This is a genomic window from Sabulibacter ruber (assembly GCF_017355955.1).
Lineage (GTDB): Bacteria > Bacteroidota > Bacteroidia > Cytophagales > Hymenobacteraceae > Nibribacter > Nibribacter ruber_A.
Map to the genome: position 1 here is coordinate 387,047 of NZ_JAFFID010000002.1, position 26,330 is coordinate 413,376.

At 49.9% G+C, this 26,330-nt stretch carries 26 protein-coding genes; 13 read left to right on the forward strand and 13 right to left on the reverse strand.

Annotated elements, in window-relative coordinates; translation table 11 throughout:
- The first annotated feature begins 127 nt into the window (after nt 1-127).
- Nucleotides 128-1,081 carry a YihY/virulence factor BrkB family protein gene (locus JT719_RS12965; RefSeq protein WP_207433759.1) on the forward strand — a complete coding sequence of 318 codons (954 nt, stop codon included), beginning with the start codon at nt 128-130 and terminating at the stop codon, nt 1,079-1,081.
- A gap of 181 nt (nt 1,082-1,262) precedes the next feature.
- On the opposite strand, the gene JT719_RS12970 is transcribed toward JT719_RS12965, so the two are convergent.
- Nucleotides 1,263-1,646: a RidA family protein gene (locus JT719_RS12970; RefSeq protein WP_207433760.1), complete on the reverse strand. Its 384-nt coding sequence runs from the start codon at nt 1,644-1,646 to the stop codon at nt 1,263-1,265.
- A gap of 48 nt (nt 1,647-1,694) precedes the next feature.
- Between JT719_RS12970 and JT719_RS12975 the strand changes: the two genes are divergently transcribed.
- On the forward strand, nt 1,695-2,096 hold the full coding sequence (locus JT719_RS12975) for a hypothetical protein (RefSeq protein WP_207433761.1): 402 nt from the start codon (nt 1,695-1,697) through the stop codon (nt 2,094-2,096).
- Nucleotides 2,097-2,616: 520 nt separating this feature from the next.
- Here the strand turns inward: JT719_RS12975 and JT719_RS12980 are convergent.
- The 7 genes from JT719_RS12980 to JT719_RS13010 all read right to left on the reverse strand — a co-directional run bounded on the left by JT719_RS12980 (nt 2,617) and on the right by JT719_RS13010 (nt 12,705).
- A complete protein-coding gene (locus tag JT719_RS12980; protein ID WP_207433762.1) occupies nt 2,617-3,885 on the reverse strand; it encodes a DUF1501 domain-containing protein in 1,269 nt (422 codons plus the stop codon).
- Nucleotides 3,886-3,908: 23 nt separating this feature from the next.
- Nucleotides 3,909-5,939: a DUF1800 domain-containing protein gene (locus tag JT719_RS12985; RefSeq protein WP_207433763.1), complete on the reverse strand. Its 2,031-nt coding sequence runs from the start codon at nt 5,937-5,939 to the stop codon at nt 3,909-3,911.
- Between the two features lie 338 nt (nt 5,940-6,277).
- On the reverse strand, nt 6,278-7,456 hold the full coding sequence (locus JT719_RS12990; protein ID WP_207433764.1) for a zinc-dependent alcohol dehydrogenase: 1,179 nt from the start codon (nt 7,454-7,456) through the stop codon (nt 6,278-6,280).
- A 29-nt stretch (nt 7,457-7,485) separates the two neighbouring features.
- Nucleotides 7,486-8,238 carry an SRPBCC family protein gene (locus tag JT719_RS12995; protein ID WP_207433765.1) on the reverse strand — a complete coding sequence of 251 codons (753 nt, stop codon included), beginning with the start codon at nt 8,236-8,238 and terminating at the stop codon, nt 7,486-7,488.
- Nucleotides 8,239-8,621: 383 nt separating this feature from the next.
- Nucleotides 8,622-10,460, reverse strand: a complete 1,839-nt coding sequence (gene glmS / locus JT719_RS13000) for a glutamine--fructose-6-phosphate transaminase (isomerizing) (RefSeq protein ID WP_207433766.1) — start codon at nt 10,458-10,460, stop codon at nt 8,622-8,624.
- A 48-nt stretch (nt 10,461-10,508) separates the two neighbouring features.
- Nucleotides 10,509-11,909: a DUF4270 family protein gene (locus JT719_RS13005; protein ID WP_207433767.1), complete on the reverse strand. Its 1,401-nt coding sequence runs from the start codon at nt 11,907-11,909 to the stop codon at nt 10,509-10,511.
- The gene (locus tag JT719_RS13010) at nt 11,893-12,705 is read right to left on the reverse strand and encodes a glycogen/starch synthase (RefSeq protein ID WP_207433768.1); all 813 of its coding nucleotides are present in this window, start codon (nt 12,703-12,705) and stop codon (nt 11,893-11,895) included. Before JT719_RS13010 ends, JT719_RS13005 begins: the two co-directional genes overlap by 17 nt.
- Nucleotides 12,706-12,847: 142 nt before the next feature.
- Between JT719_RS13010 and panC the strand changes: the two genes are divergently transcribed.
- The 7 genes from panC to JT719_RS13045 all read left to right on the forward strand — a co-directional run bounded on the left by panC (nt 12,848) and on the right by JT719_RS13045 (nt 18,923).
- Nucleotides 12,848-13,690 carry a pantoate--beta-alanine ligase gene (panC, locus tag JT719_RS13015; protein WP_207433769.1) on the forward strand — a complete coding sequence of 281 codons (843 nt, stop codon included), beginning with the start codon at nt 12,848-12,850 and terminating at the stop codon, nt 13,688-13,690.
- A gap of 87 nt (nt 13,691-13,777) precedes the next feature.
- Nucleotides 13,778-14,125 carry an aspartate 1-decarboxylase gene (gene panD / locus JT719_RS13020; RefSeq protein ID WP_207433770.1) on the forward strand — a complete coding sequence of 116 codons (348 nt, stop codon included), beginning with the start codon at nt 13,778-13,780 and terminating at the stop codon, nt 14,123-14,125.
- Nucleotides 14,126-14,138: 13 nt separating this feature from the next.
- Nucleotides 14,139-15,155, forward strand: a complete 1,017-nt coding sequence (locus tag JT719_RS13025) for a lysylphosphatidylglycerol synthase transmembrane domain-containing protein (RefSeq protein ID WP_207433771.1) — start codon at nt 14,139-14,141, stop codon at nt 15,153-15,155.
- Between the two features lie 121 nt (nt 15,156-15,276).
- Entirely contained in the window at nt 15,277-15,768 is a 492-nt protein-coding gene (rfaE2, locus tag JT719_RS13030) for a D-glycero-beta-D-manno-heptose 1-phosphate adenylyltransferase (protein ID WP_207433772.1), read from the forward strand.
- A gap of 25 nt (nt 15,769-15,793) precedes the next feature.
- Nucleotides 15,794-16,474 (forward strand): zinc metallopeptidase, encoded by a 681-nt coding sequence (locus JT719_RS13035; RefSeq protein ID WP_207433773.1) that lies wholly within the window; start codon nt 15,794-15,796, stop codon nt 16,472-16,474.
- A gap of 220 nt (nt 16,475-16,694) precedes the next feature.
- Nucleotides 16,695-17,834 (forward strand): acyl-CoA dehydrogenase, encoded by a 1,140-nt coding sequence (locus tag JT719_RS13040; RefSeq protein WP_207433774.1) that lies wholly within the window; start codon nt 16,695-16,697, stop codon nt 17,832-17,834.
- Between the two features lie 168 nt (nt 17,835-18,002).
- Nucleotides 18,003-18,923, forward strand: coding sequence for a helix-turn-helix domain-containing protein (locus JT719_RS13045; RefSeq protein WP_207433775.1), 921 nt, complete (start codon nt 18,003-18,005; stop codon nt 18,921-18,923).
- A gap of 243 nt (nt 18,924-19,166) precedes the next feature.
- Here the strand turns inward: JT719_RS13045 and JT719_RS13050 are convergent, their stop codons facing one another.
- From JT719_RS13050 to JT719_RS13060, 3 genes are read right to left on the reverse strand one after another with little or no spacing between them, the layout of a single operon-like run.
- Nucleotides 19,167-19,883 carry a geranylgeranylglyceryl/heptaprenylglyceryl phosphate synthase gene (locus JT719_RS13050; RefSeq protein WP_207433776.1) on the reverse strand — a complete coding sequence of 239 codons (717 nt, stop codon included), beginning with the start codon at nt 19,881-19,883 and terminating at the stop codon, nt 19,167-19,169.
- Nucleotides 19,884-19,923: 40 nt separating this feature from the next.
- Complete coding sequence (locus JT719_RS13055) at nt 19,924-20,559, reverse strand: hypothetical protein (RefSeq protein ID WP_207433777.1); 636 nt, start codon at nt 20,557-20,559, stop codon at nt 19,924-19,926.
- A gap of 14 nt (nt 20,560-20,573) precedes the next feature.
- Nucleotides 20,574-20,945, reverse strand: a complete 372-nt coding sequence (locus tag JT719_RS13060; protein WP_207433778.1) for a phage holin family protein — start codon at nt 20,943-20,945, stop codon at nt 20,574-20,576.
- A gap of 239 nt (nt 20,946-21,184) precedes the next feature.
- On the opposite strand from JT719_RS13060, the gene JT719_RS13065 reads away from it, so the two are divergent.
- The 4 genes from JT719_RS13065 to JT719_RS13080 all read left to right on the forward strand — a co-directional run bounded on the left by JT719_RS13065 (nt 21,185) and on the right by JT719_RS13080 (nt 24,754).
- Nucleotides 21,185-22,270, forward strand: coding sequence for a tetratricopeptide repeat protein (locus JT719_RS13065; protein ID WP_207433779.1), 1,086 nt, complete (start codon nt 21,185-21,187; stop codon nt 22,268-22,270).
- 651 nt (nt 22,271-22,921) lie between these two features.
- A complete protein-coding gene (locus tag JT719_RS13070) occupies nt 22,922-23,725 on the forward strand; it encodes a metallophosphoesterase family protein (protein WP_207433780.1) in 804 nt (267 codons plus the stop codon).
- A complete protein-coding gene (locus JT719_RS13075; protein WP_207433781.1) occupies nt 23,725-24,315 on the forward strand; it encodes a hypothetical protein in 591 nt (196 codons plus the stop codon). Before JT719_RS13070 ends, JT719_RS13075 begins: the two co-directional genes overlap by 1 nt.
- A gap of 298 nt (nt 24,316-24,613) precedes the next feature.
- Nucleotides 24,614-24,754: a hypothetical protein gene (locus JT719_RS13080; protein ID WP_207433782.1), complete on the forward strand. Its 141-nt coding sequence runs from the start codon at nt 24,614-24,616 to the stop codon at nt 24,752-24,754.
- Between the two features lie 38 nt (nt 24,755-24,792).
- On the opposite strand, the gene JT719_RS13085 is transcribed toward JT719_RS13080, so the two are convergent.
- Together JT719_RS13085 and JT719_RS13090 are read right to left on the reverse strand one after the other, a co-directional pair.
- Nucleotides 24,793-25,185, reverse strand: a complete 393-nt coding sequence (locus tag JT719_RS13085) for a nuclease A inhibitor family protein (protein ID WP_207433783.1) — start codon at nt 25,183-25,185, stop codon at nt 24,793-24,795.
- 66 nt (nt 25,186-25,251) lie between these two features.
- Nucleotides 25,252-26,127 carry a DNA/RNA non-specific endonuclease gene (locus JT719_RS13090; protein ID WP_207433784.1) on the reverse strand — a complete coding sequence of 292 codons (876 nt, stop codon included), beginning with the start codon at nt 26,125-26,127 and terminating at the stop codon, nt 25,252-25,254.
- Between the last annotated feature and the right edge of the window lie 203 nt (nt 26,128-26,330).

The window sequence follows — 26,330 nt, forward strand, 5'->3', positions numbered from 1 at the left end:
TGCTGAATACAAATTCAACTCTGAGGCTTTTTCCCGTTTTAAGGCTATTTTGAAGAAAGTAGCTGCTTTTCAACGAGTTTGTAAACCTCTTGAAGCATGTACGTATGAAGAGGAAAATTTAGCGAAGATGCTGAAAGAGAAGTTAAAAGAGGGTTGGGGAATTATCAAGGAAGTTGTGTTTGACTTCATGGATAATAACTCTTTTCAGAAGGGGGCCGCCCTGGCGTATTATACCATCTTCGCGTTGCCGCCCATCCTCATCATCATCATCAATACCGCCGGAGCTATCTTTGGCCGCGAAGCCGTGCGGGGGCAGGTGTACAGCCAACTGCGTGATCTGCTGGGCCGCAAAGGCGCCTCAGACATTCAGGAGATGGTGGAGAACATCAACCATTCGGCAGATTTCACCTTTACCACCATAGTGGGCGTAGCTACCTTACTTATTGGGGCTACCGGGGTGTTTGTGTCTTTGCAGGAGTCTCTGAACCAGATCTGGGGCGTGAAACCCAAACCCCGCAATGAGTACCTCAAACTGCTCTGGGACCGGTTGCTGTCCTTCGCCATGATCCTAGCCATTGTGTTCCTGCTACTGGTGAGTCTGGTGATCCATACCGCGGTGGTAGCCATCACCTCTTACCTGACCAACAGAATTGACGAGTCTATCCTGCTGATCACGCAGTTCACCAACCTGGTTGGCTCTACGGGCGTGGTGATGTTTCTTTTCGCCCTGATTTACAAGTTCCTCCCAGATGCCAAAATCCGCTGGAGCGATGTTTGGGTGGGTTCCCTGGTAACGGCACTGCTGTTTACGCTGGGGAAATCCATCATAGGCTTTTACCTGGGAAACAGCAATTTCGCCAGCATCTACGGGGCAGCCGGATCGGTGATTGTCGTGCTCACATGGGTGTTCTATACCTCGCAGATCGTGTTTCTGGGGGCGCAGTTCACCCTGGTGTACGCCCGCCACTACGGTGCTGATATCTATCCTTCAGACTACGCCGTGCGCGTGATCAACAAAGAAGTAGAGGTAGGCCATACCCCTGTGAACGAAGACGTTGGGCCCAATAAGCCCAATGAGTGATTGAGAGAGTGAATGATTGAATGATTGATAGAGTGAGTGAATGCTGAAGTGGATTTTCAAGTGTGTTTTAGCCCTGTTTTCAGGTAAATGGAGCTAAAACGCAGCTTGGGAAAACTCCACCAATGAGTCACTATTCATTCACTCCCTCAATCATTCAATCTCTCAATCATTCGATCTCTCATTAGAACTTCACCGCGATGCAGGAGATTTCTACGTTTACGTCTTTGGGCAGGCGGCTAACTTCCACGGTTTCGCGGGCCGGTGGATTGCTGGTGAAATAGCCTCCGTAAGTTTCATTGATGGCCCCGAAGTTGCCCAGGTCTTTCACGAAGATGCTGCATTTTACTACGTTGCTGAAGTCCATGCCGGCTTCCTGAAGGATGAACTGCAGGTTTTTCATGACCTGGTGGGTCTCGGTCTGGATGTCGCCTTGCACCAGTTGCCCGGATTCCTGGTCCAGCGCGATCTGGCCGGAAACATACAGGGTATTGCCGGCTAGTACAGCCTGGCTGTAAGGCCCAATAGGGGCGGGGGCAGATTTGCTTTCTATGATGTTGGTTGCCATAAAAGGAGTGGTTTATCAGTATCTTTACGGGCCTAAAGGTACAGAAATATGAATACATTGCTTTTGGCCACCCCGGAACAGGAAGAAGAGTACAGCCTGAAATTCCGGAACCGAGCCTTCCTGCACATACAAGACCCCGCCGAGCTGAAAGCTTGGCTCCCACAAGCCGATATCGTGTTTGATTTGTTTCTGCACGAGCAACCCGAACGCTTAGAGCAGTATAACCAACAAGGAAAAGGCGATAAACTGACCGTTTTCATTGATGCCAATGCAATAGACCTGGCCGGTTTCGCCGGAGCCTACGCACCCCTGAACTTCCATTTAGTTGGCCTGAGAGGCGCGCCCTTGTTTGACCGCGAAACCATAGAAGTCCGTATCCTAAGCGATGCCTCCAAACGCGCAGTAGATAAATCGTTTGTGTTCCTGGCCTCCTTGTACAAGCTGGTGTAAACTTGTTTCACGCCTGATTTCTGTAAAAGGGCCTTAAAACGGGAAAGAGCAGCAGTAGGAAATTTTGAAATGCTTTCCTTCGCTGGCGCGAGCCTCCGGCTCGTGTCAGTACGCATTGCTGAAGGAAATTACAATCTCTTTTTTGTCATCCTGAAAGGATCTTGGTACAAACGGTATTAATGTTGATAAACGTCTATCTAGTTCGGTCACAAGATCTTTCCAAGATGACAAAAACGGGTGGAAGAAGGCCTTCATAGGAAAAGTGCCTAACCTCTGGGAAGCAAGGAAACACTATCCTAAATGCGTGCGGACACGAGCCGGAGGCTCGCGCCAGCGGGAAGAGCGTCTGGCAAAAAGATTATGTTCCCTACCACATTGGACAGGCATTGTAAAAGAGGCAGAATGGGTTTTGAGCGTGTTTTCCATCAAAGAAGCTAAAAACAGGAAACGATCATAAAACAGAAAAGAGAAGCTATAAACGCTTCCCTTTTCTGTTAAAGATTGGTATCTACCAGTAAGATCAACCTTCGCGCATAACGCCTATCTTCTTTCCATCCCAGTCAGGGAAGAGCACGTGTTCTTTCTGGATGCTGAGATGTTTCCCGGCTACTTCGCTGAAAACGCTCCTGAAATCGGTGGTCACGGGCAGGTCGCGGCCATCTTCCAAGTTTTCCTTTGCTAGCACAGGCACGTTGCCGTGCACTAAGCCGCCGCTCACATTATTGCCCAGGATGAACATGCAGGAGGCACGGCCGTGATCGGTGCCGCTGCTGCCGTTCTGGTGTACGGTGCGGCCAAACTCGGTCATGGTCATTACGTCTACCTCGTCCTGGTAGGCATCTAAATCGGTCCAGAAAGCGGTGATGCTTTGGCTCAGGTCATTCACGTTGCGGGCGAAGGTTCCGTTAGACGTTCCCTGGTTGTAATGCGTGTCCCAGCCGCCAGACTCAGCGAAAGCTATCTCCAGACCTACATCCATTTTGATGAGCTGGGCAATCTGCTTCAAAGATTTGCCTAAGGAGCTGTTGGGGTACACGGCGTTATTAGCCGGTACGTATTTTTGCGAATCGGCTTTCTTCAGCATTTTCACCGCCTCAAAACTTTCTTTCCCGGCTTTGTTCAGCAGCGAGGATGAAGTCTGGTCATACAGATCCTCAAAGTTCTGGGAAGCCAGCAGGGCGCCTTTCTGGTCGCCGCGCATCTGTATGCCAAAGTCCTGAATGTTGCTGATGGCGATGGCAGCATGATCGCCGTAGAAGGAGCGGGGCAGGGAAGAGGTAAGGCTTACCGCCTGGAACGGAGTGGCGGCTTCATGGCCCAACAGGCCCACCGCGCGGTTCAGCCATCCGCTGGGAGTGCCTTTGTCAAACGGAGTGCCGGTTTCCATAAAATCCTGCGCGTCAAAGTGCGAGCGGGTTGGGTTAGGAGAGCCCACGCCGTGCACAATGGCCAGGCGGTTTTCCCGGAAAAGAGGCTCAAAAGAGCGCATGGCCGGGTGCAAGCCGAATTTCCCGTCTAAGTCAATAAGCGGATTGCTGGCCGTCTGCGCCGCTGACATGAACAGGCCGGGACGGGCTTGTTTCAGGTACTCATCGGTGAACGGAGACACTGCCATGAGCCCGTCCATAGCACCCCGCTGGAAGATGCAGACCAGGATTTTGTTTTTCTTGTAAGGCAATACCAGTTTGTTGCTGCGGGCGGCTTCGGCCAGGAAGTTTGGAATGCCCCCCAGACTTGCCGCAAATAGCGCCAAAGCCCCTGATTTAAGAAATCCTCTTCTGGTAGTCATAGCAATGTCTTTATTGAATCAAACTATCTGCGCTGAAACTCCGGTGACCCGATGATGATGCCTACCACCTGCGCCAGCATGTGCGAATTGCTTTTCCCCGCTTTCATAGCCACAGCATTCTGTAAGCTGCCTGTGTTCTGTTTCTTCTCAGCGGTGTTGTTCTGGGGTTTCTTCTGCGGCTTTTCCATCATTATTTCGCCTTCCATCTCCATGTTCTCTGCTTGGGCGCTTGGCTGGGTTCTGCTGGCGGCTGCGCCTACCTTCTGGCTGAAGCTGGGATCATTGAGGGTGGGAGTGAGCCGCCTGATGGTCTGCTCCAGATCTCGTTCTGGTAGCAAATGCTGGCTGTAGGTGAGCAGTGCGGCTTCGGCGCTTTCTGGTTCGCGGTTTTGGTTGAGCGCTATCAGGTCAAAAGATATGCCCTTTATTTTCTGCGTAGCCAAGGCCAACCCAAAGTTCATGCGGTTGAGCAGAGAGCCGGTATTGATCCAATAGGTGCCTCTGTCTGGGAAACCAGTAGGGGCGATGTACTTATACATCTGTTCGCCCATCTTGGCGATCCAGTTGTAGAGCTGGTAAGGCTCCTGCACCTCGGCGTTCAGGCTCCTAACTGAGCTGATGGCCAACTCAAACGGCGATTTGGTTTTTTCGCGCAAGGCTTCTTTGCTCCAGAACTCCGGTGCAGAAACCATGGTCAGTAATACTTGCTGAATGTCTCCGTCTTTCTCCTGAAAGGTCTTGGTCATTTTGTCAATGAGGCTTTTGGGCGGAGCATCGTTCACAAAGCGGGTAGCCAGTTTGGTAGAGATGAACCGAGCTGTGGAGGGATGATGCGCTAATAACTTGATCAGCTTTACGCCTTCTTCGTAGCCTCCATCTGGGGGGAATGTAGTGCCCAGTACCACTTTCTCGCCTTTGTCATGCCTATTGGCGGCAAAAAGGAAATCGCCTTCCTGCACAAACCCCATCTTTGCCAGTACCTCAAGGCGTTTGGGGTTATTGGCGGCAGGCGGAGTTTTGGTCAGGCGGTAGTTGTCAAGGTCTGGGTTGATGGTCCAGCCGGTTAAGATACGGGCTGCCTGCGTCACGTCTTGCTGGGTGTAGCCGCCGTCTACGCCCAGGGTGTGCAATTCCATGATCTCGCGGGCGTAGTTTTCATTCAGGCCCTTGTTCCTGCGGCCATTTCTCACTTTCTCCACTACCTGCATTTGTTGCATAAGGGTATCCTGCGCCTGCAGGGCTTCCAGTTTCTGCAATTGGCGTTTTTCCAGTAGTTTCTGCTCAGGCGTGAGGTCTTTGTCTGAAACGGTACTCTTGAAGTTGTCCAGGTACGCGAGCATGGCCGGAGATTTGGCCGTAGCCAGTAAAAGGGTCTCAAACTTGCCCAATACGTTGGGTCTGATCACATCTTTCTCGTAAGACGTGACATAGTGGGTGCATTTCTGGTTGGTAAGCGACACGTTGAAGTGGTTAAACCAGAAACTGGTAAGAATCTCCTGTAGCTGGTTTTCTGTGTACGCCGCCCGCACAATCTTCTGGTTGATTAGTTCTCTCTGCAGCTGCCCCTGCGGTTTAAACCCTTTTTCCTGCATAAAGGCGCTAATCTTGGCTTTGTAGGCTACGCGGGTCTCTTTGTCTTCGCTGTTGTTATTTTTGGTTTCCTCCTTAGTTATCACACCCTCGTCAATGGCCAGTTTTGATACCTGCCCGTTGGATGGATAGTAGTAGGCAATCTGCTCATTGTTCATGCTCAGGGAGCTGTACGGGGCTAATCGCTGCCTGAGGTCATTGTCTGGGAGGTTCGCCTGAAGCTGCTGCACAAACCATTTCTCCAGCCCCATTTTCAGCACTTCGTCTACCTGACCTGGCTTAGGGCCAAACGTAAACCGGTTGAGTAAGTGCGCAGCTGCCTGCCGGTCTGTGAGGCCGGCCTTTTTGTAGGGGAACTTAGGGGCTTTGATTGCTTCATTGTTCCTCTCCCCGAAAGAAGACAGAAGCATAGCCCCCACCAGGAAGAACAAAACCGAAAAAGGAAGTTTAGGCGTGCGTTTCATGTCGCTTAACTGGGATGATCTGCCGGGTTTAGGGACTTATCCTCAAGAATTGTTCCTAAAGGATAAGCTTAGTTGTTCTCTATAGATGGAAACGTAAGCCGTTGGTTTAATTATTTAAAGATAAAATTTTTCAGGCACACTTTTCAGGCTGATTTATTGATTATAAATCGGTTACGGTTTTGCCCCGAAGAAGAAAAAGGAGGCGATAAACGGTTCATCCTTCAACCAGAAAGCGATGCCGGAAAACCACCCGATGACCATTTTGGAGGTGTTTTCCCAAAATAAAGCAGAAAACAGAAGCGGTATTTTGGCATTGATGCTGCCTCCGGCCTTGTATTCTAAGCTTCCTGAGGCGTGAAAACCACTCGCATGCAGTTGTCGGTTTTCTTCTTGAACATGGTATAGCCTTCCATGCCTTTTTCCAGCGGCCACCGGTGCGTGAGCAAATAGGAAGGATCTACCTCGCCGCGCTGCACAATGTCCAGCAGATGCGGAATGTACCTCTGGGCATGCATTTGGCCCATCCTGAAGGTGAGGGCCTTGTTCATGGCTGCTCCCATCGGGAATTTGTCCAGCAAACCTCCGTACACGCCTACAATAGATACCGTACCGCCCTTTCTACACGCCATAATAGCTTGCCGAAGCACGGCCGGTCTATCGGTTTCCAGGCGTACCATCTGTTTGGCTTTGTCATAGAGGTGCTCAACCCCGGTAGTGTGGGCTTCCATGCCTACGGCGTCAATGCAGCGGTCTGGTCCCCGGCCACCGGTCATTTCCTTCAGCATTTCCAATACGTCTACTTCTTCATAGTTCAACGTTTCGGCTTGGCCGATGGTGCGGGCTATCTCCAGCCTTTCCGGAAACCGGTCAATGGCAATGACCCGGCTGGCACCCAGCAAGTACGCACTCCGGATTGCCATCTGCCCAACGCCGCCGCAGCCCCAGACCGCTACCACATCACCGGGTTGAATACCGCACATATCAGCGGCCATAAACCCTGTGGGGAATGCATCAGAGACAAACAAAGCCGATTCATCTTTAACACCCTCCGGAATTTTGAACGACCCATTGTCTGCGTAGGGAACCCTGATGTACTCGGCATGGCTGCCTGCGTAGCCTCCAAATGCGTGGGAGTAGCCAAAGATGCCCGCTCCGGAGTAGCCGTAGGCTTTCTCCAACAGACCCGCATCGGTATTGGAGTTGTCGCAAAGAGACCACTCGCCCTGGTTGCAGTGCCAGCAACCACCACACCCAATCACCGAGCTTACCACCACCCGGTCTCCTCTCTGCAGTTTCCTTACTTCAGAACCCACTTCCACCACTTCGCCCATGAACTCATGGCCAATGATGTCGCCCTCCCGCATGGCCGGTACATAGCCGCCCAGTAAGTGCAGGTCTGAGCCGCACACAGAAGACATGGTTACCCGCACAATGGCGTCTTTGGGGTTCAGGATGCCCGGGTCAGGTACCTGCTCTACCTTGAGGTCGTTTACGCCTACCCAACAGAGTGCTCTCATAGTTTTCTTGGTCTATAGATGAAGGTGGACTAAGCGCGGCCAGAAGGTTGTCCCTCTATGGTAGGGATCTCGCCGGATTCCATTAACTGCTTGAAACGTCGTAGGTCTTCCCGCACCATTTGCGCCAGTGCCGGGTTGAGTAGTGTAGCCACGCTTTTGCCTAAGGCCCCAATGGGAGCCCGGTAGCAGATAGTGGCCTGCACTTCGGTGCCCTTGCCGCCAGGAGCCTCTATGAAAGTCACTTCCCCGGAGTTATCTATCTGCGAGCCCGGCAATGATCTCCACGAGATCAACTCATCAGGCCGATCATCCACAATTTCCGCTTCCCAGGCGATGGTGCCTAATCCTCCCGGGATCTTTGCTTCCCAATGCGAGCGCTTCGAGTCTAGTTGGGTTACCTTCTGTAGGTGGTGCATGAACCGAGGCAGGTTTTCCAGGTGGCGCCAGAAATTGTAAACATCATGGCGGTACTTGAATAGGGTGAAGGTTTGGGTGATCTCAATGGGCTTAAGTTCATGGTCTGAAGTGTCTCTGCCGAGAGCTTCGTTGACCGAACAGTAACCGGTAGCTCCCCTGAAAAGCAAGGCTCCCCCTAAAGTAGCCATAGTGACTCCACCCGGAGAGGTTCCCCTTTTTATTCCGTAGTAGGTGAGCAAAGCACCTCCAGCCGTGGAAAGCAATCGCTCAGTGGTGCCAACATTGATCTTAGCCGTTCCTGTGGCGGGTGTCTGATCAGAGAGGAAATGCCTCCTTAAACTCGCAATTGCCTGATTTACTGCCATAAATAGAAAGGTTTGTTCCGCCTTGTTACTTACGAGCACTTTTCGCCTCTGTTCAGGAAATTAGCCAGTAATTGACTCTTAAATAGGTTTATTAGGAGATAGAATAGATGCTTTAGACTTTGTAGAACAGGTTCTAGTGGCTTATGGAAAGGCTTTGTTACAGAAAGGTTTCTCCAGAACTGATATGAGTATTGAAGATGGGAATGTCTGTTTTGAACCTTATTTGAGAAAAACAGCTTCAAAACGTTTGTATAAGAAGAGCTTGGTGATACATTAGGAACGTAGAATGGAAGGTTGTCGCTTGAAGCATTCCATTTGGTTACCAGATAATAGAAAAGGGAAGCCATTTGGCTTCCCTTTTCTATTATCTGGTTGGTAAAAATCTATTCAACAGTTACAGATTTAGCTAAGTTACGAGGCTGGTCAACATTACATCCGCGCATCACAGCAATGTGGTAGCTCAACAACTGCAAAGGAATTACAGAAAGAAGTGGCATTAAGGCCTCATGGGTGCTTGGCACCTCAATCACGAACTCAGCCATTTGTGGAATAACGGTATCGCCCTCGGTTACCACTGCAATTACCCTACCTTTACGGGCTCTAACTTCCTGTACGTTAGAAACAATCTTCTCGTAAGAGCTGTCTTTGGTGGCAATAACCACTACCGGCATGTTCTCATCAATCAGCGCGATAGGCCCGTGCTTCATTTCTGCCGCTGGGTATCCTTCTGCGTGAATGTAGGAGATCTCTTTCAGTTTAAGAGCGCCTTCCAACGCTACCGGGAAGTTGTAACCACGACCCAGATAGATGAAGTTAGAAGCGTCTTTGAAGATCTCAGAGATAGCCTGGATTTCTTTATCTAACTGAAGTGCTTGCTCTACTTTGGCAGGAATTTTCTCCATCTCCAGCATTAGCTGACGAAGGGCAGACAACTCCATGGTTCCGCGCATTTCAGCTATCATCATAGCAATCAGGGAAAGAACCGTAACCTGAGCGGTAAACGCTTTGGTGCTGGCTACCCCAATTTCCGGACCTGCGTGGGTATAGGCTCCTGCATCGGTAGCGCGGGCAATAGAAGAACCAACTACGTTACATACCCCAAAGATCATGGCTCCTTTAGACTTAGCCAGTTCTAAGGCTGCAAGCGTATCTGCCGTTTCACCAGACTGTGAAATAGCAATCACAATGTCTCCTTCACGGATAATTGGGTTGCGGTAACGGAACTCAGAAGCGTATTCAACCTCAACCGGGATACGAGCGAATTCCTCAATCATGTACTCGGCTACTAAGCCAGCGTGCCAGGAAGTGCCACACGCTACGATGATGATACGATCTGCGTTCTTGAAGCGCGTAGCATACTCTCTGATGCTGGACATAGTAAGCTGCGTGTTCTCGGCTACCAAACGGCCGCGCATGCTGTCCATGATTGAACGAGGCTGCTCAAAAATCTCTTTCAGCATGAAGTGCGGGTAACCACCTTTCTCAATGGCTTCCAACTCCAGCTCTAACTTCTGGATGTAAGGAGTTTGAACTACGTCTTCTTTGGTACGGATGTCCAGTACTCCGTCTTTGATTACCGCCACTTCGTAGTCATTCACATAGACTACTTCGTTCGTGTACTCAATGATTGGGGTTGCATCAGAAGCCAGGAAGTACTCACCTTTTCCTACGCCAATCACCAAGGGGCTACCTTTACGGGCTGCTACCAGTTGGGTGGGAGAGTCATGGGAGATAACCACAATCGCGTAAGCTCCTACTACTTCATGGAGAGCCAAACGTACCGCCTCTGCTAGAGAAACGTTGTTGTTCTTTTGGATATCCTCAATCAGGTTAACAAATACTTCAGAGTCAGTATCGCTGTGGAATTCGTAGCCTTTATTGATTAAGTGCTTCTTCAAAGAAGCATAGTTCTCAATGATACCATTGTGGATAATGGCAATCTTCTTAGAGCTTGAATAGTGTGGGTGAGCATTGGCATCATTTGGCTCGCCATGGGTAGCCCAACGGGTATGTCCAATCCCAATGTTACTGGAGGTGTCTTTATCGCCAATATAGGCTTCCAGATCAGCAACCTTTCCTTTCTTCTTATAAACATTCAGGTTGCCATCGTTTAATAAAGCAACACCGGCACTATCATAGCCGCGGTACTCCAAACGCTTCAAACCTTTCAAAATGATGGGGCAGGCTTCTCTCTGCCCTACGTAAGCTACAATTCCACACATAGTGATGTAATCTTCTGTTAAGCTAGGGTATAAATAAAATGAAAAATACTATTGAGCGGTTGAGTAGAATAAACGGAGCTTGATACGGCGGGCTGCGCTGGGATTTTGATTAGCCTCAATGATAGCACGGTTCACAGTCTGTGCCAGGTTTGTTGGCGTAGAAACGTTGCTGTTAATTTCTGAAGGCAATAGAATAAGTCCGTTGTTATTCATTCTGTTATATAGAAGGTTCTGGATGTAGCTGGTAATATTGACTACATACACATATCCTCCGGCTTTGCCCCTATACTGTAAAGTGGCTCGCTGAGTTGTTCCTTCTGCAACCAGAGAGTTAGGAACACCTTGGGTTGTTGCTATTCTGTTGGAAGCGGTAGCCTCTACTACAGAAATAACGGACGGCAACATGGCAGAATCTTTGGCGGTAAGCACGGTTGACTCTACCAATGGAATAATCAGTTCGGCCTTGTTGATGGCTAAGTGCTGGTTCTCACCGGTCAGTGATTTACGGAAATTAGCCAGGTAAGGCATGTTTATTTTGGTCATCAGACCTGTTCCTGCTTGCAGGAAAGTTCTGTTGCCTGCCTCCAGAGAAGAGAGGGTGTTGCCGTTAGCTGTAAGAGAGGCTAGTGGGGTACCGGTTCTGTCTGCTTCTATCTGGTTGTAATACCGGTCTGTGAATACAAAGCCTGTGACTTTCGCTATGTTTTTCTTTGACTTATAGTGCAAGGTCAAAGTAGTATAGGTAGACATTGGCAAAAATCCAATGATGCTGCTACTGCTTCCTTCTTCTGGGCTAAAGGTCAGGCCTTTCACCGCCGTAACGAAGTTATCTACAGTTGAAGTCTGAGCCAACGCCTGAAGCACCTCATTCGCATAGTTTCCGGTGATTTTAATCCTGATAAGGACCGGAAGCGTTTGGCTGGTGTCGTTAGGGTTCTTGTACGTAGCGTCTGGCTGAGGAAGAAATGTCACAGAACCTACTGTGGTATTGTTATAAGCCAGTTTTCTGGTAGAAAAGTAGGTGTCATCATCCCGGAAACCTTCTGTCAAGCGATGCACATTGATGGTAGTAGGCTGGGAGGTGGTGCCAATAGCATAGTTGTAGTCCAAATTGATGATCAAAGAGTCGGCCCCTTTGGTGACATCAATTGAATCTGCATGGGTTGGGAAAGCCAAAGGCCCAAACTCTGCGAATGTTCTGGCGGTTACGGTTCCGAAGTTAGGATCGGTCATGGTTCCAACCTGCACACGGCTTGCCCCCAGCGCAAAGATGGAATCTTTCAGTAGAACGGTTGAAGCACTTACTGTGGCCGTGTCTGTGTAACTGGTACCTATCTGGGTACCTGGTTCCTGCAGTTCTAAACCTATGGCAGTAGGATCTTCACACGCGGTAAAAAAGAAAGAGGAAAGAAAGAGTACGGCAGCTACTTTACTAATTCGCCAGTTCATTATACAGGTCAAAGTAAGAATCTAAAGTGTTTTCGTCTGTGCTGATGGTGTTAATCTGCTTGGTGTTGTTATACTCCTGGAACAGCGCGTTCAAATTGTCGCTGAAGTCCTCTGTAGATTTAATCACCGTATCAGCGTACTGCAGTCCCATTTTGATGAAAGCGCCAAAATCTCCTGAGCTCAGGTTGGCCAGCATATCATCTTCAATGTCCAGCATTTTGGCTTTCTCCAGCAGGTCACCCTCAAACTTGTGGGTGAATTCGCTGTTGTAAACAGAGAAAACAGATTTAGCTGTCTTGAAAATAGGATCATTCTTGTAAGTAGTCTTCAGGTAAAGCGGGATCAGGCTAGTCATCCAGTCATTGCAGTGTACAATATCCGGGGCCCAACCTAACTTCTTCACCGTCTCTAAAACTCCTTTGCAGAAAAAGATGGCACGCTCATCATTGTCTGCGTGGAATTTGTTGTCTTTGTCCACCAAAACGGATTTGCGGTGGAAATAGTCTTCGTTGTCAATAAAATATACCTGCAGTTTGGCATTCGGTATAGAAGCCACCTTGATAATCAGGGGTTTCTCTTCTTCGCCTACGGCAATGTTAATGCCAGAAAGGCGTACAACCTCGTGCAACCGGTTCTTACGTTCGTTGATTAAACCAAAACGAGGAACAAAAATACGTACTTCCATCCCACGCTCTTGCATCGCTTGTGGCAACATCCTCAGGAATTCCGCTACTTTTGTGGTTTGCAGAAAAGGATCAATCTCAGTGGCCGCGTATAAGATTCTCAATTTGGACATAGGTTGGAGTGATTAAATAAAATTAAGCAATAGGTATTGCGAAGTGCAAAATTAAGCAATTATTGGCTGATTCTCAATTTATTTGAATAAAATCATACCTTTGGCGTCTTTTGCCACCAGTTAACTAAATCAGCAGCCTTTCATGTTGCAGCTTTCTTCTTTATCTGATATCCGGCAGCACACTGAAATGCTGCGCCAGCAAGGCCAACGTATTGGTTTTGTGCCTACTATGGGTGCCTTGCATGAAGGACACCTTTCGTTGATCAGGGCGGCCAAAAGCCAGAATGACGTAACGGTGTGTAGTGTCTTTGTAAACCCGGTTCAATTCAACAATCCGGAAGACTATCGGCTTTATCCCCGCCTGTTAGACAAAGACGCTGAAATGCTGGCCCAGGAGGGGTGCGATGTGCTTTTTGCCCCGGTAGCAGAGGAAATGTACAGGCAGAAAGCCAGGCTTACGTTTGACTTTGGGGAGCTGGAAAGGGTAATGGAGGGGGCGCACCGGCCGGGCCACTTCAACGGGGTGGCTACCGTGGTAAGTAAATTGTTCCATTTGGTGAAACCGCACCAGGCATTCTTCGGGCAAAAGGACCTGCAGCAGTTTGCCATAATCCAACAATTGGTGCTGGACCTCAGCTTTGACCTGGAATTGATTTGTTTCCCTATCATCAGGGAAGAAGATGGGTTGGCTATGTCTTCCAGAAACCGGCGTCTCACCCCTGAGCAACGGTCCATTGCCCCTAAATTGTACGAAGCACTGCAGTTGTTGCGCACAAAGCTGCAGACCAGCTCCGTGGAAGAAGCAAAGAAAGAGACCGAGGCGTTTTTAGGCCAATTTCCTGAAATCAGGCTGGAATACCTGGAGGTGGTGCACGCGCAGACGCTGCAACCGGTGCCGGAAGTGTCTGGTGGAACTCCGGTGGCCCTCTGTCTGGCGGCTTTCCTGGGGGAGGTGCGGCTTATTGATAATCTGCTGCTTAACTGATATAAAAAACAATAGATTAAGGGAATTTGTAAGGGCCTGTTTGTGTCATAAATAATCTATAACTTTGCATGTTTTTAGATTGTTTTGATGCAGATTGAAGTTCTTAAATCCAAGATACATCGGGCTAAGGTAACGCAGGCCGAGTTGCATTATGTGGGTAGCATTACCATAGACGAAGATCTGTTGGATGCTGCCAACATGGTTCCCCACGAGAAGGTAACCATTGTCAATGTAAACAATGGAGAGCGGTTTGAAACCTACATTATCAAAGGGGAGAGGGGCAGCGGCATGATCTGCCTGAATGGCCCGGCGGCCCGCAAAGTGCAGGTAGGAGATATAATCATCATTATTTCCTACGCCCTGATCAACTTTGAAGAGGCGCGTTCTCACGAACCAACCGTTATTTTCCCAGACCAGCATAACCGGCTAGTGTAGTCCCTTTACCTGCATGAAGAAAGCCGTAAACGTATTCAAGTACCTGCTGCTGCTGGCGGTATCGGTTTTCTTGATGTGGTATGCTTTGCGCAGTATCAACTTTGCTGCAGTGAAGGCAGAGTTAGCCCAGGTCAACTACACCTGGATTGCGGTTACTTTGTTGCTTTCCATTGCGGGTTACGTGAGCAGAGGCATCAGGTGGCGCATGCAGTTTGCTCCTTTAGGCTATAAACCTACGCCAGGGCAAACGTACCATGCGCTCATGGTGGGCTATCTGGCCAACGTGGTGCTTCCGCGCGCGGGCGAAGTGATCCGGTGTACTTTCCTGAAACGCTCCGCAGATGTGCCCGTGAATGTGTCACTGGGTACCGTTATCACAGAAAGGGTCATTGACTTGCTTATGCTGCTGCTTTGCATGGGAATGACCCTTCTGCTGGAGTTTGACCGGCTGTACCAATTCTTTCTGGAGATCTTCTCTGAAAAGTATAAATCCTTTGAGCAGAACCAGCAAACTCTTTATATCCTGGGAGCAGTAGCAATCCTGGGAACGGGCTTTGTGGCCTGGTACCTCTACAAGAATATTGAGAACCTTCGGAAGAACTCCTTTTTCCGGAAGCTGAGCGATTTTGTGAGCGGGCTCTGGCAAGGCATTTTCAGCGTCTTGAAAATGGAGCAGAAGGGTGCTTTCATCTTCCATACTGTCTTTATCTGGGTGACGTACTACCTCACCAGTTACTTAGCCTTTTTCGCTTTGCCAGGCACTGAGGATCTGACCTGGCAGGCTGGTTTAGCCATTCTGGTGGTGGGTGGAATCGGGATGTCGGCTCCGGTGCAAGGCGGGATTGGCGTGTACCATATTTTAGTAAGAACGGCGCTGCTCCTGTACGCCGTTCCGTTAGACAAAGGCATGGCCTATGCCCTCATTACCCACACCACCGGTGCCATACTGGTCGTTCTCATGGGGGCTATCAGCCTGGTGGCTAGCTTGGTGCAGACCAAATCAGTGCCAGTAAGAAAAAAATACGCTTAACCTGTTTTAGCTCTGCTTTTGCCAAATCAGGCGTAAAACGGTATCTCGTTTCTGCGTGTATCATATATTATAGAGTAGCTCTTAACTGCTCTTTTGTGTTGCTTCCCAATCCCTTACATATATGCTTCCTTCCCAAGAGAAAATCGTCGCGCTGCCCCAGCTTTTAGAGAAAGTGGCCGAGTGGAGAGCGCAAGGCCAGAAAATAGTGTTCACCAACGGCTGCTTTGATATTGTGCACGTTGGCCACGTGGATTATCTGGAGCGGGCCCGTTTGCTGGGCGATAAACTGGTGCTGGGCTTGAATACTGACCAATCTGTCAGTAGGCTGAAGGGGCCTACCAGGCCATTACAAGACGAAATGTCACGAACCAGGGTAATGGCATCCTTTTGGTTTACAGATGCAGTAGTGCTCTTTGACCAGGAAACTCCTTATGAACTCATCAAGGCGGTACAGCCAGATGTGCTGGTGAAAGGCGATGACTACACCATAGAAACCATTGTGGGGCATGACATCGTTCTGGAAAAAGGAGGGGTGGTGAAAACAATTCCACTGGTAAAAGGGTATTCTACTACACAGGTGGTGTCTAAAATCCTGAGAGATAGCACCCAATAACATCAGAATAAAAAGGAAGAGAACTATGGGAGGGATTTATTTAATAGTGATTGTGACCATGCTGGCTTCTATGCTGGTCAGCTGGACGCTTAAAAGCAAATTTGAGAAGTACTCCAGAATGGGGATAAGCTCTGGCCTGAGCGGCCGGGAAGTAGCCGAGTTGATGTTGGCTGATAACGGTATTACCGATGTGCGGGTGATCTCAACCCCTGGTAAGTTAACGGACCACTACAACCCAGCAGATAAAACGGTAAACCTGAGTGAGTACGTGTATGAAGCAAGAAGCGCCGCGGCTGCGGCTGTTGCGGCCCACGAGTGCGGTCACGCCGTGCAGCACGCCAAAGCCTATGCCTTCTTGAAGTTCCGTTCTGCCATGGTGCCGGCGCTTAGTGTGGCGAGCCGCTACATGCAGTGGATTATCTTGATTGGTATCCTGATGATTCAGACTACCATCCTGCCTCTGGCCATTGGGGTGGCGCTGTTCGCCCTGACTACGCTGTTCAGTTTTATCACTCTGCCCGTGGAGTTTGACGCCAGTAAACGAGCCCTGGCCTGGATGAGCACCCGCGGGGTGGTGACTACGCAAGAGCACGGCATGGCAAAGGATGCGCTTAAGTGGGCTGCCATGACCTATGTGGTAGCGGCCATCGGTTCTTTGGCTACTTTGCTGTACTACGCTTCTTTCCTGTTTGGAAGAAGAGACTAGTAACCTAGTAATCACATAATATGTAAAAGAGGGCGGCCAAACCGCCCTCTTTTTTGTTTCTGGCAGGCACAATAAAGCATGCAGAAAATTTCGTTTCAGTTTGCCGAACAAATGTTAGCTTTGGAAACGTTTTAGAAGAAATATGCTGCTTGCATACTAAAATTCAGTAGCTTTAGTTGTACTCATTAATAAACCACCCTACTCATAAGTAACATACTCTATGGACTTTAAATTAACGGAAGAGCATTTAGCCGTGCAGGAGGCTGCCCGGGATTTCGCACAAAATGAATTGCTACCAGGTGTGATTGAAAGAGACGAACACCAGAAGTTCCCGGCAGAGCAGATCAGGAAAATGGGGGAGCTTGGCTTTATGGGCATGATGGTAGACCCCAAATACGGCGGCGGCGGAATGGATACCATTTCTTACGTGTTGGCCATGGAGGAGATTTCCAAGGTAGATGCCTCTGCTTCCGTGGTCATGTCAGTGAACAATTCCCTGGTGTGCTGGGGATTGGAGAAATACGGGTCAGAAGAGCAGAAGCAAAAATACCTGCCGCGCCTTGCCTCCGGTGAAATTATTGGTGCCTTTTGCTTGTCTGAGCCTGAGGCTGGTTCAGATGCCACCATGCAGCGCACCACCGCGGTAGACATGGGCGACCACTACCTGCTCAACGGAACCAAGAACTGGATCACCAACGGCAGCACCGCATCAGTATACCTGGTGATTGCCCAAACCAACCCAGAGTTACGCCACAAAGGCATCAACGCCCTTATTGTAGAAAAAGGTATGCCCGGGTTTGAAGTAGGACCGAAAGAAAATAAATTGGGAATTAGAGGGTCAGACACACACTCTCTGATGTTTACAGACGTTAAGGTACCAAAGGAGAACCGGATTGGCGAAGACGGCTTTGGCTTCAAGTTCGCGATGTCTACCTTGAACGGTGGCCGCATTGGAATTGCCTCGCAAGCCTTGGGTATTGCTTCTGGCGCGTATGAACTGGCGTTGAAGTATTCAAAGGAAAGAAAGGCATTTGGCGTACCTATTGCACAACACCAGGCCATCCAATTCAAACTGGCAGACATGGCTACCAATATTGATGCAGCCAGATTGCTTTGTTTACAAGCCGCCGCAGATAAAGACGCGCACCGGGATTATTCAAAATCTGGGGCAATGGCCAAGCTGTTCGCGTCAAAAGTAGCCATGGAAACCACCGTAGAAGCCGTTCAGGTCCATGGTGGGTACGGCTTTGTGAAAGAATATCACGTGGAGCGCCTCATGCGCGATGCCAAAATCACGCAAATTTACGAGGGTACGTCTGAAATACAGAAAATAGTAATCTCACGGGAAATACTAAAGTAGAAAAGGGTTTTTTTACGGATTCAAGTTGATATTTAAGTATATAGTATTTCTACATTTATAAATATAGTACCTAAATGTTTGATAAGTTAAAAGATAAGTACTACTTTTAACCCGACAGACAACTTAAAAAATCAACAAAAGTCAAAACCCTTAATTTAGCGTCCTTACATGGAAGATTACAATAAAATCATAGAGTCGCTGAAAGTGCGGTACATCAAGGCTAAAAACCTTGTATTGCAGCAGCCACTCACCGTTCGGAACTATTATGATGTAGGAAACAATCTTATTTTAGTACACAACGGTGTTGTTGCTTTCGGAGACGATAAACAAATTGCGGAAGAAGGCCAGTTGCTTTTCATTCCGGGCGGTCGTAGCACAAAGCTCTATTATGGAGATACCGAGAGCCGCGTAATCTCCAATGATGATTACATCACCACCAAAGATAAATTCTTTAAGAGCAATAACGACCTTGACCTGATTGGTGAGGCAGACGACAGCCACAGCTTCGTGAGCTTTGAGGCCAAGGTATTTGATTCTGTAAACTTCTTCACTTCTCTGGAGGTGCCGGCGTTTGTGATTTCCAGCAACAAGCTGGCTACGCTGGTGATCAAGATTGTAGAGGAAAGCATGCAGGATCTGCCAGGTAAAGAGCGTATCATCAGCCTGTACACAGAGCAGATGGTGGTAGAGCTTATCCGCTACATTCTGAAAAACAAAATGTTTGTGGAGCAGCTGGCTACCAACAGCACGTACTTTAAGGACCCCCGCCTTATTGACCTGTTCAACTACATCAAAGAGAACCTGGGCGGAGACCTGTCTAACAAAGTGCTCAGCAACGTGGCCAACGTGTCTGAAGACTACGTGGGGCAGTACTTCAAAATGCTCACCGGTATTAACCCGCAAGACTACATTGAGTACCAGCGCATGGAGCGTGCCGTATTCTTGCTGCGTACTACCAAGAAGAGCATCCGCGAGATCGGGAAAGATGTGGGGTACAAAGACACCGCGTACTTCTGCCGTCGCTTTAAAATGATGTTCGGTATTCCGGCCGGTAAAATGCGCCGCCGTGAGTCATCCATGAACGTGTAATCACTGCCATTGGCAAACAGAAAGGCCCGCTGCAACGCTGCATGCGGGCCTTTCTGTTTTTACCCTGTTCCCTGAAAAGAAAGCGATAATTGAGGAATATAGAGACAAGAAGTGGCTTGCCTCAGCACATGCATGTCTCTGCTCTTTATATATCGTTTGAATAAAAATCGCGCTCCTGTTTTTCACCTGTTTTTTGAAAAAGGCCTAAAATCAGGAGTGTAAAGAAAAAGGGGCTCCAAAAAGTTAATCCTGCGGAAGCGCTACGTTGAACCGCTGCTTTACTTCACTTACCTCAGAGATGAACTGCGGGCTCTTTTCAATGTGGTTGCCTACCACCAGAATATCGGCACCGGCTTTCCAGGCGGCTTCTGCTTTCTCTGTGGTGTTCACGCCTCCTCCCACAATAATGGGCAAGGAGATGGCCTGGCGTACTGCCTGGATCATGGCGGGGCTAACAGGGTACATGGCGCCGCTGCCTCCGTCCAGGTACATGTAGCGCAAGCCCAGCATCTCGCCGGCCATGGCAGTGCAGGCCGCAATAGAGGGCTTGTCATGCGGGATAGGCGTGGTGCCGCTCATGTAAGAGGCAGTGGTCTGGCGGCCAGAGTCTATCAGCATGTAGCCGGTAGGGTAAAGGGGCAAGCCGCTTTTCTTGAGCAAGGGCGCTGCTGCTACGTGCTGGCCAATCAGGAAATCTGGGTTCCGGCCCGAAATCAGGGAAAGCAACAGCATGCCGTCTGCCTGCGCGTCTATGTACAGGCCACTGCTGGGAAACAGAATAACCGGTATGCTGCTGTGCTGCTTTATGTAGCTTACAAACGAAGCCTGATCTGGGTTAGAGATAAGACTGCCCCCCATGAAAAAGAAATCCACCTCATGCCGGTGGCTGAGTGCCAGAATCTCCTGGCAGCGCGCAACGGTGAGGTGGTCGGGGTCCAGGAGAACTGCCAGCCGTTTCATCCGGTTGGCAGGATCTGGAGTATGCAATGAAGGAAAAAGATTAGTACTGCGGCGGTTGGGCATCCGTGGTGTGATCAGGCTGTAATTCGTACTCTACAGTGGTGGCTTCTTCCACCAGAACCGGTTGGGTGGTAGTGGTAGGTGCTTGCAGGTGCTGCTCAATCATTTTGGTGAGATACACCATGAGCACGGCCGCCAACTGCTGCTCCAATATCTTAAATAAATCTGATTGGAAGAACGCTTTCAGCCTAGAAGTTTCCTCTTTGCCTTTGGCGAATCTTCTGTGAGAGGTACCCACCGTTCCGGTAGCCGGATGGTACACCGCCGGGTAAGTGCGTTCAATGGCGCTGTAGAGCGGCTCGTCATCCTCCACGTCTGGGATAGAGGAAATCCAGGCGCGGTCCTCGGCACCCTTGAAGCGGGCGGGATTCTCTAAACGGTTACTTTTTTTTTTCTTGCTGGACTTCTCGTCCTCTTTTCCTCCTCCGCTGAACGCTCTGCCCAGAAAGTATATGCCCACCAGCAGTCCGCCGGCAATAAGCAGGTTCTTGCCCATTTTCTGGGATTGGTCTTTCAGGTCAGAGACATCGCTGAGCAAGGCGTTTTTATATTCTTCTTTCTGACGTTCCAGAAACTCGCGAGGGTCATCAAAAAGCGGGTTGTTTAGTTCGGTCATGGCACAGGTATAGGTTAGATCGTTTGGTTAGATTCATCTGTTTTGTAAATGGTGTTCCGGAAAGCTTTATCTGCCATTCCCTGAAATACCTTTTTATCCAAGCCCACCAGCAGAATGACCAGCAAGATAAGGTAAAAAAGCGTCACAATCCCGAACCCCCAGTAGCGGCTATCCAGCAGATCGTTCAGCAGTAGGGCAATGAACACATTCAGGAAAAGCAACACCATCAAGGCCACCAGCCCCAGCAACACGCCATGGATGGTACTTACAAAAATGCCTTTGAGTTTGGTCTGCAGATCTAGTTTGATCAGATCAATGCGCGTATCTATATAACCAATCAGGTTGGCGATGATGCTATCTGTTTTGCTTTTGTCTTCGGTAGCCATGTGTCTTTTTAATTGATGGTGCGTAGTAGATATACGGAACATCGCTGGAAAATATTCGAAAATTAAAATTCCTTAGAAGTTGCTTACGGAAAAGGCTTTGGAAGGGATAACCGCCAGGTGATATGTTGCCGGTTGTTTTTAAGTTGATTTCCGGAAATTGAGGTAAAAACGCACAAAAGGCCGCGTACGCAGAAGACGGAACTTGTATTTTTGCGGAAGGCGCGCCCGCCCCCGAACGATTGAGCAAGAACTACTACCATATCCTGGGAGTCTCCTCCAACGCTACCGCCGCTGAGATCAAAGCGGCGTACAAACGCTTGGCCCTTAGATTTCACCCAGACAAAAACCCCGGTGACCAGCACGCTGAGGACCGGTTTAAGCAGGTGAACGAGGCCTACCAGATCCTGTCTGATCCCCGGCGCCGGGCCGCTTTTGACCTGCAGCAGCAATATGAGCAGTACCGGCGGCAAGCGCAGGCGTATGCTGAGCCCCGGTACCATCATACCCGGCAGCCCGCCGGTTTCCAGGAACGGCATTACCGCCAGCGGCCCCAGAAACACACCCATATCTCTAAACGCGATGTCCAGATTGTGGCTGGGGCGTTGTTCTTGTTTGTGCTGATCATTCTAGGCATTACCGTGGGCTGGAGCCAGATTGCCACCACCAGGGCTATGAACAGGGCCCAGAAAGCCGAGGAACAGAAGCTGTGGTCCAAGGCCCATGAGGCCTATTCCACGGCGCTGGAGCACAAGCCAGACCTGGAGGAAGCGCGGGTGCGCCGGGGAATCCTGCGCCTGAAATACCTGAAAAACCCCGGAGGCGCTATTGAAGACTATTCCGTAGCCCTTCAGGAAAATGCCAGGCCCCAGGCTGCCTGGTATGCCGCCCGGGGTAAAAGCTACCTGCAAACCAAGCAATACGAGAAAGCCCTGCAAGACCTGAGCAAAGCCCTCTCCCTGGACTCCACCCAAACCGCAGCGTACCTGGACAGGGGCCGGGTGCACCTGGAACTGGAAGACAACTGGCAGGCCGCCGAGGCAGACATCAGCAAATACCTGCAGAAAGTGGGAACAACCGGCAAAACCACCGAGGCCTTGCTGTACCGGTCTTTTGCGTATTTCAGGATGCAGCAATTGGAGAACGCCTGGCAAGATACTGAACAGGCGCTTCGGCAGGAACCGGCCAATGCCAAAGGCTTTTACCTGCAGGCCATGATAAGGCAAGCCCAGGGAGACACCGGTGCCAGCTGCGAGCTGCTCAAAAAAGCTGCCAGGTTAGGCTTTGCTTTGGCCGTGCAAGAGGTTAGATACCAATGCCAGCCGTAAGGTAGTGGCAACGGGACTCAGGAAGTGGATTGCGGGTTTCTTCTTGCCCGTTTTAAGCTTCTTTTTCAGGAAACTGCTTTAAAACGCTTGGGTTTACCCAGACCTATTCAGTTCTTTCAATATCTCTCAGAAACAAAACTTTCCTGCTTTACTGCTATCCTGTGGTATACCTGTTATACTGGGTTGTTGCTACGTATACCTATCAAAAAGCCCTTACCTTTGGCGTGTTCTTTTAGGACTTCAGGCAGGGCTTGGTTCCTGCCTCAACAGAACTGGCGCGGCCTAAGAAATACGGCCGTTTAATGGGGGAACCCCTCTCAAAGATTGTCCTTACTCAAATGTAGCTTCTCCGTTTTGGAGCTTAAAAATGAAAAACAGATAGAAAACAGCACCATCTTTGGCTTTCTCCTGGTCTTCTGCAAGGCCGGAGACAGCGCTTTCATCAAAGCAATGCCTTGCCTTTGATGCCGACCCTACGCTCTTCCGTATCCCGCCCCTTCACTATTCAATCAACTACGGTAAAGATCGTGTGAATCTGACCCGCTTTCCCGCTAAGGGAAGCATGCTTCCTGCTGAATAAGACTTTTGATTCTTGGCGCAGCCTTACTGCTAAGAAGCCCTGGCTTCTTGGTTTTTAATTCCGCTTACACTATGAAACGCCTTCCTTTTCTTTCTTTGGTGCTGTTGCTGGCTTCCTGCGAGCAGCTGTTTGAGTACCATCCCAACCAGATCCGGCTGAAAAGCCACGAGAAAAACCTCACCGCCCGCTATCTCCGGCAGATCAGCGCCCAGACCCCGCAAGACACCCTCCGCATCCTGGTCATGGGCGACACCCAGCGCTTCTATGACGAGACCCAGGACTTCGTGAAGAAGGCAAACTCCCTCTCAGGCATAGATTTCGTCATCCACCTGGGCGATATCTCTGACTTTGGCATGGCACGGGAGTTCCAGTGGGTGCATGATATCATGCAAGACCTGCGCTGGCCTTACCTCACGGTCATCGGTAACCATGACATGCTGGGCAACGCCCGCCAGGTGTACCGCCAGATGTACGGCGAGCTGAACTACTCCTTCACCTACGGGCACACCAAGTTCGTGTTCCTGGACACCAACGGGCGCGAGTACGGCTTTAACGGCAAGGTGCCCGACCTGGGCTGGCTCACCCGTGAGCTGCAACCCGTCTCCGGCGAAAACTGGACCCAGGCCATTGTGGTCTCACACGTACCGCCCTTCGACAGTGATTTTGACCGGCAACTGGAAATGCCCTACCACGATGCGCTGGCCAGCAGTGGGGTAGTGTCTCTTAGTCTGCACGGGCACCGCCACGGCTGGAGCTCTGAATCTACCTATGATGACCACGTCCTCTACCACGTGACCACCACGGTGAAGAAACGCGGCTTTACCTATATGAAGGTTTGGGATAAAGGATATTCTGTAGAACAAATGGAGTTCTGATGATGAAAACCTTTACTATCCGTGCGCTCCTAGGGGCGGTACTCTTCTCTGTTTCCGGTCTATGTTTTGGTCAGGAGAAAGAGTTGTCTTCCTTTTACCTGAAGACGCAGTTTGCCGGAGACATCGGGCTGGTGTCGGTGGGGGTTGGCAAGCAGTCTTTCAACCGGAAGCTGGAAACCGATGTGTCTGTGGGGTACCTGCCCAAAAAGATAGGGGGTGACCATCTCTTCACCGCTGCCCTGAAATCTACGCTGTTGCCGTTCAGGCCCGTTAGGATAAGGAAAGTGGACTGGCACGCCTTCAGTACCGGCATGCAGTTGAGCTACACCTTCGGGGATGATTTCTTCGCCTCAGAGAGGTACCTGAGCCGGTATCCTAACCGTTATTACCGCTTCTCCACGGCCCTCCACCTGTATTTCTTCGCGGGAGGGCAGGTGAATCTCACCAGGGTAGAGAAGTTCAGGCGCTTTGGAGCCTACTATGAGGTGGGCACCATGGGAGAATACCTGCTGTCTTACCTGCAGAACCCAGGCTACCTGGGGCCCGGCAAGATCTTTCACCTGGCACTGGGCGCTAAGATGCGGCTCTGAGCCTAAAAGACTAAACAGCAGGCAGCTACTAGGGCAAAAGCAGGCTTATTCAAGTGAGATATGAAGAAAGAAATAACTTCCATTCACTTTTCAGGGAAAACATAAAAAAAGTGATAACTTAAGCACTAAAGCCGAATTCTCTGCGTAAGAGGTAACGAAATCGGCCTAAGTAGTGATGGAAATGAAAGTGAAGGAATTTAGCCAATTGTCCCTAACAGAACAGATCAAGTGTGTACAAGATAGCGGGAGATACCTGCATGCGCGTCTGAAGGGCTGGTGCCACATCAGTTTGTATTTTATGGGTACTTTCTACGCCGAGGTCTGGCTGCTGGAGCATTGCGGCAGTATTGGCATGGTGCGTACGTTCACCTCGCAGGAACAACTAGACCCTTATCTGCAGACTACCTCTATGGAGAACCTTTTGAAGCAATTGGTATAGCCCCTCCTGAACCTCAAAAAAAGCGAATGCGATAAAATTTACGTTTCAACCAGAGTAGTTTTCAAGCCAAGCCATGTTGCGTCTGGGGCCTTCCCCAGGACGTAGGCTTGCACCTGCACTTGCCCTACCCGGTACACCCGTATCTCCTGCAGATTTGTTTCTAACCACTGCTGCAGCGCCAGAAACCGCTGGGCAATGGCTATCTGGGCAGCGTCTTGCTCTGGGTAGGTGCGCACCATGTTCCGGAAGAAATAAGGCAAGGTCACTTGCTCAATGGGTTGGTCTGGCTGTTTGATTGCGGCTAAGAAACTTGCCTCATCTGTGACGGCAGTGCCAACCGGAAGCGCGAAAGGCTCCAGCGGAGCTTCGGTCTCGCTGATGAACCATAATCCTTGAGTGGCTTGCGCCAGTGGTGAAAGAAGAGAAGACATAACCATGATGATGAAAAACCCGCAGAAAGGCTCTTGTACAGCAAAGCCTCTCTGCGGGTTTGTTATTTACTGGGTTGAGCCTGAATCTACTCTGGCCTCAATGGTAGATTGTACGCTGGCAGGTACGTTGGAAAGCAAGTCATAGCCAGTGGCAGCTTCAATGGCATCTACCGTGGTGCGGTAAGAGCCCCAGGTGCTGCTGATGCTGGTAGTATTAGGAGTGTTCACGGCAATGACGCGGGTGCTGGTGGTAATGCGGCTTATGTCTGAGGAGCCATTTGGCAACACCACAATCACTTTCCAGATACGGTTTGGCACGGTTACTTTGCCAGCGGCAAGAGTTTCTTTGTAGCCGTTGAGGCCGGTACCGCCTTTGCCGTAGCTTCCCATAATCACGTAAAGCTCATTACCCGCATTGATCAAGGTACGGCAGTAATTTTCCAGGTTAGCCCAGGTCTGCTGGTTGTTAGGCCCGGCCTGCGGAATCATGTTAGACATCAGGAACGTGGCAGAGTTATCGGCTACGGTGAGAGTGCGGTCGGCGGAAGGGCAATTGTGGCCCCGGTCAAACCCGCTGCCGGTGTAATCAGAAGACTGTACCCGGTAAAAGCTGCTGGGCAGGGAGGTATCGGCCCTGAAATCGTCCTGACGGGGAGTGCTGCCCACCCACGCGCTGCTCAAGTGCCAGCTTACCCAGTTAGGAGTGCCCCGGTAGCTGTTATAAGACATCACGTACTGCGGTTTGCTCACCAGATAATTGCTGTAGCTGGAACCGGCGGCACTGGGATTGCCCATGGCCAAATGATTATCTTGGGTGGCGGTGGCGTCACTGGAAGTAGTGCCACCATTGATGGGGTTGCTGGGTTCTACTTCTTCCACAGAACAGGAAGCGCCAAAGCCCAGGAGAAGGGCTAAAAGCAAAGAACGGTACACATTTTTCATGAAGGAAGGTAGTTTGATTATTTGTAGAAAGATACCGCTCAGGTGGCTATAAACAAGCAAGATGATAGGAATATGCCATGTTAAATAATTGTGAACGGAGGCGCGGAGACGTATCAGGCACAGCTACAGTATTTTAGCTGTTTCCAGGAAATCAGGTGAAAAACGGCTGCGGTTTAGGTGTGGGGAAAGACGCACGTTATAAA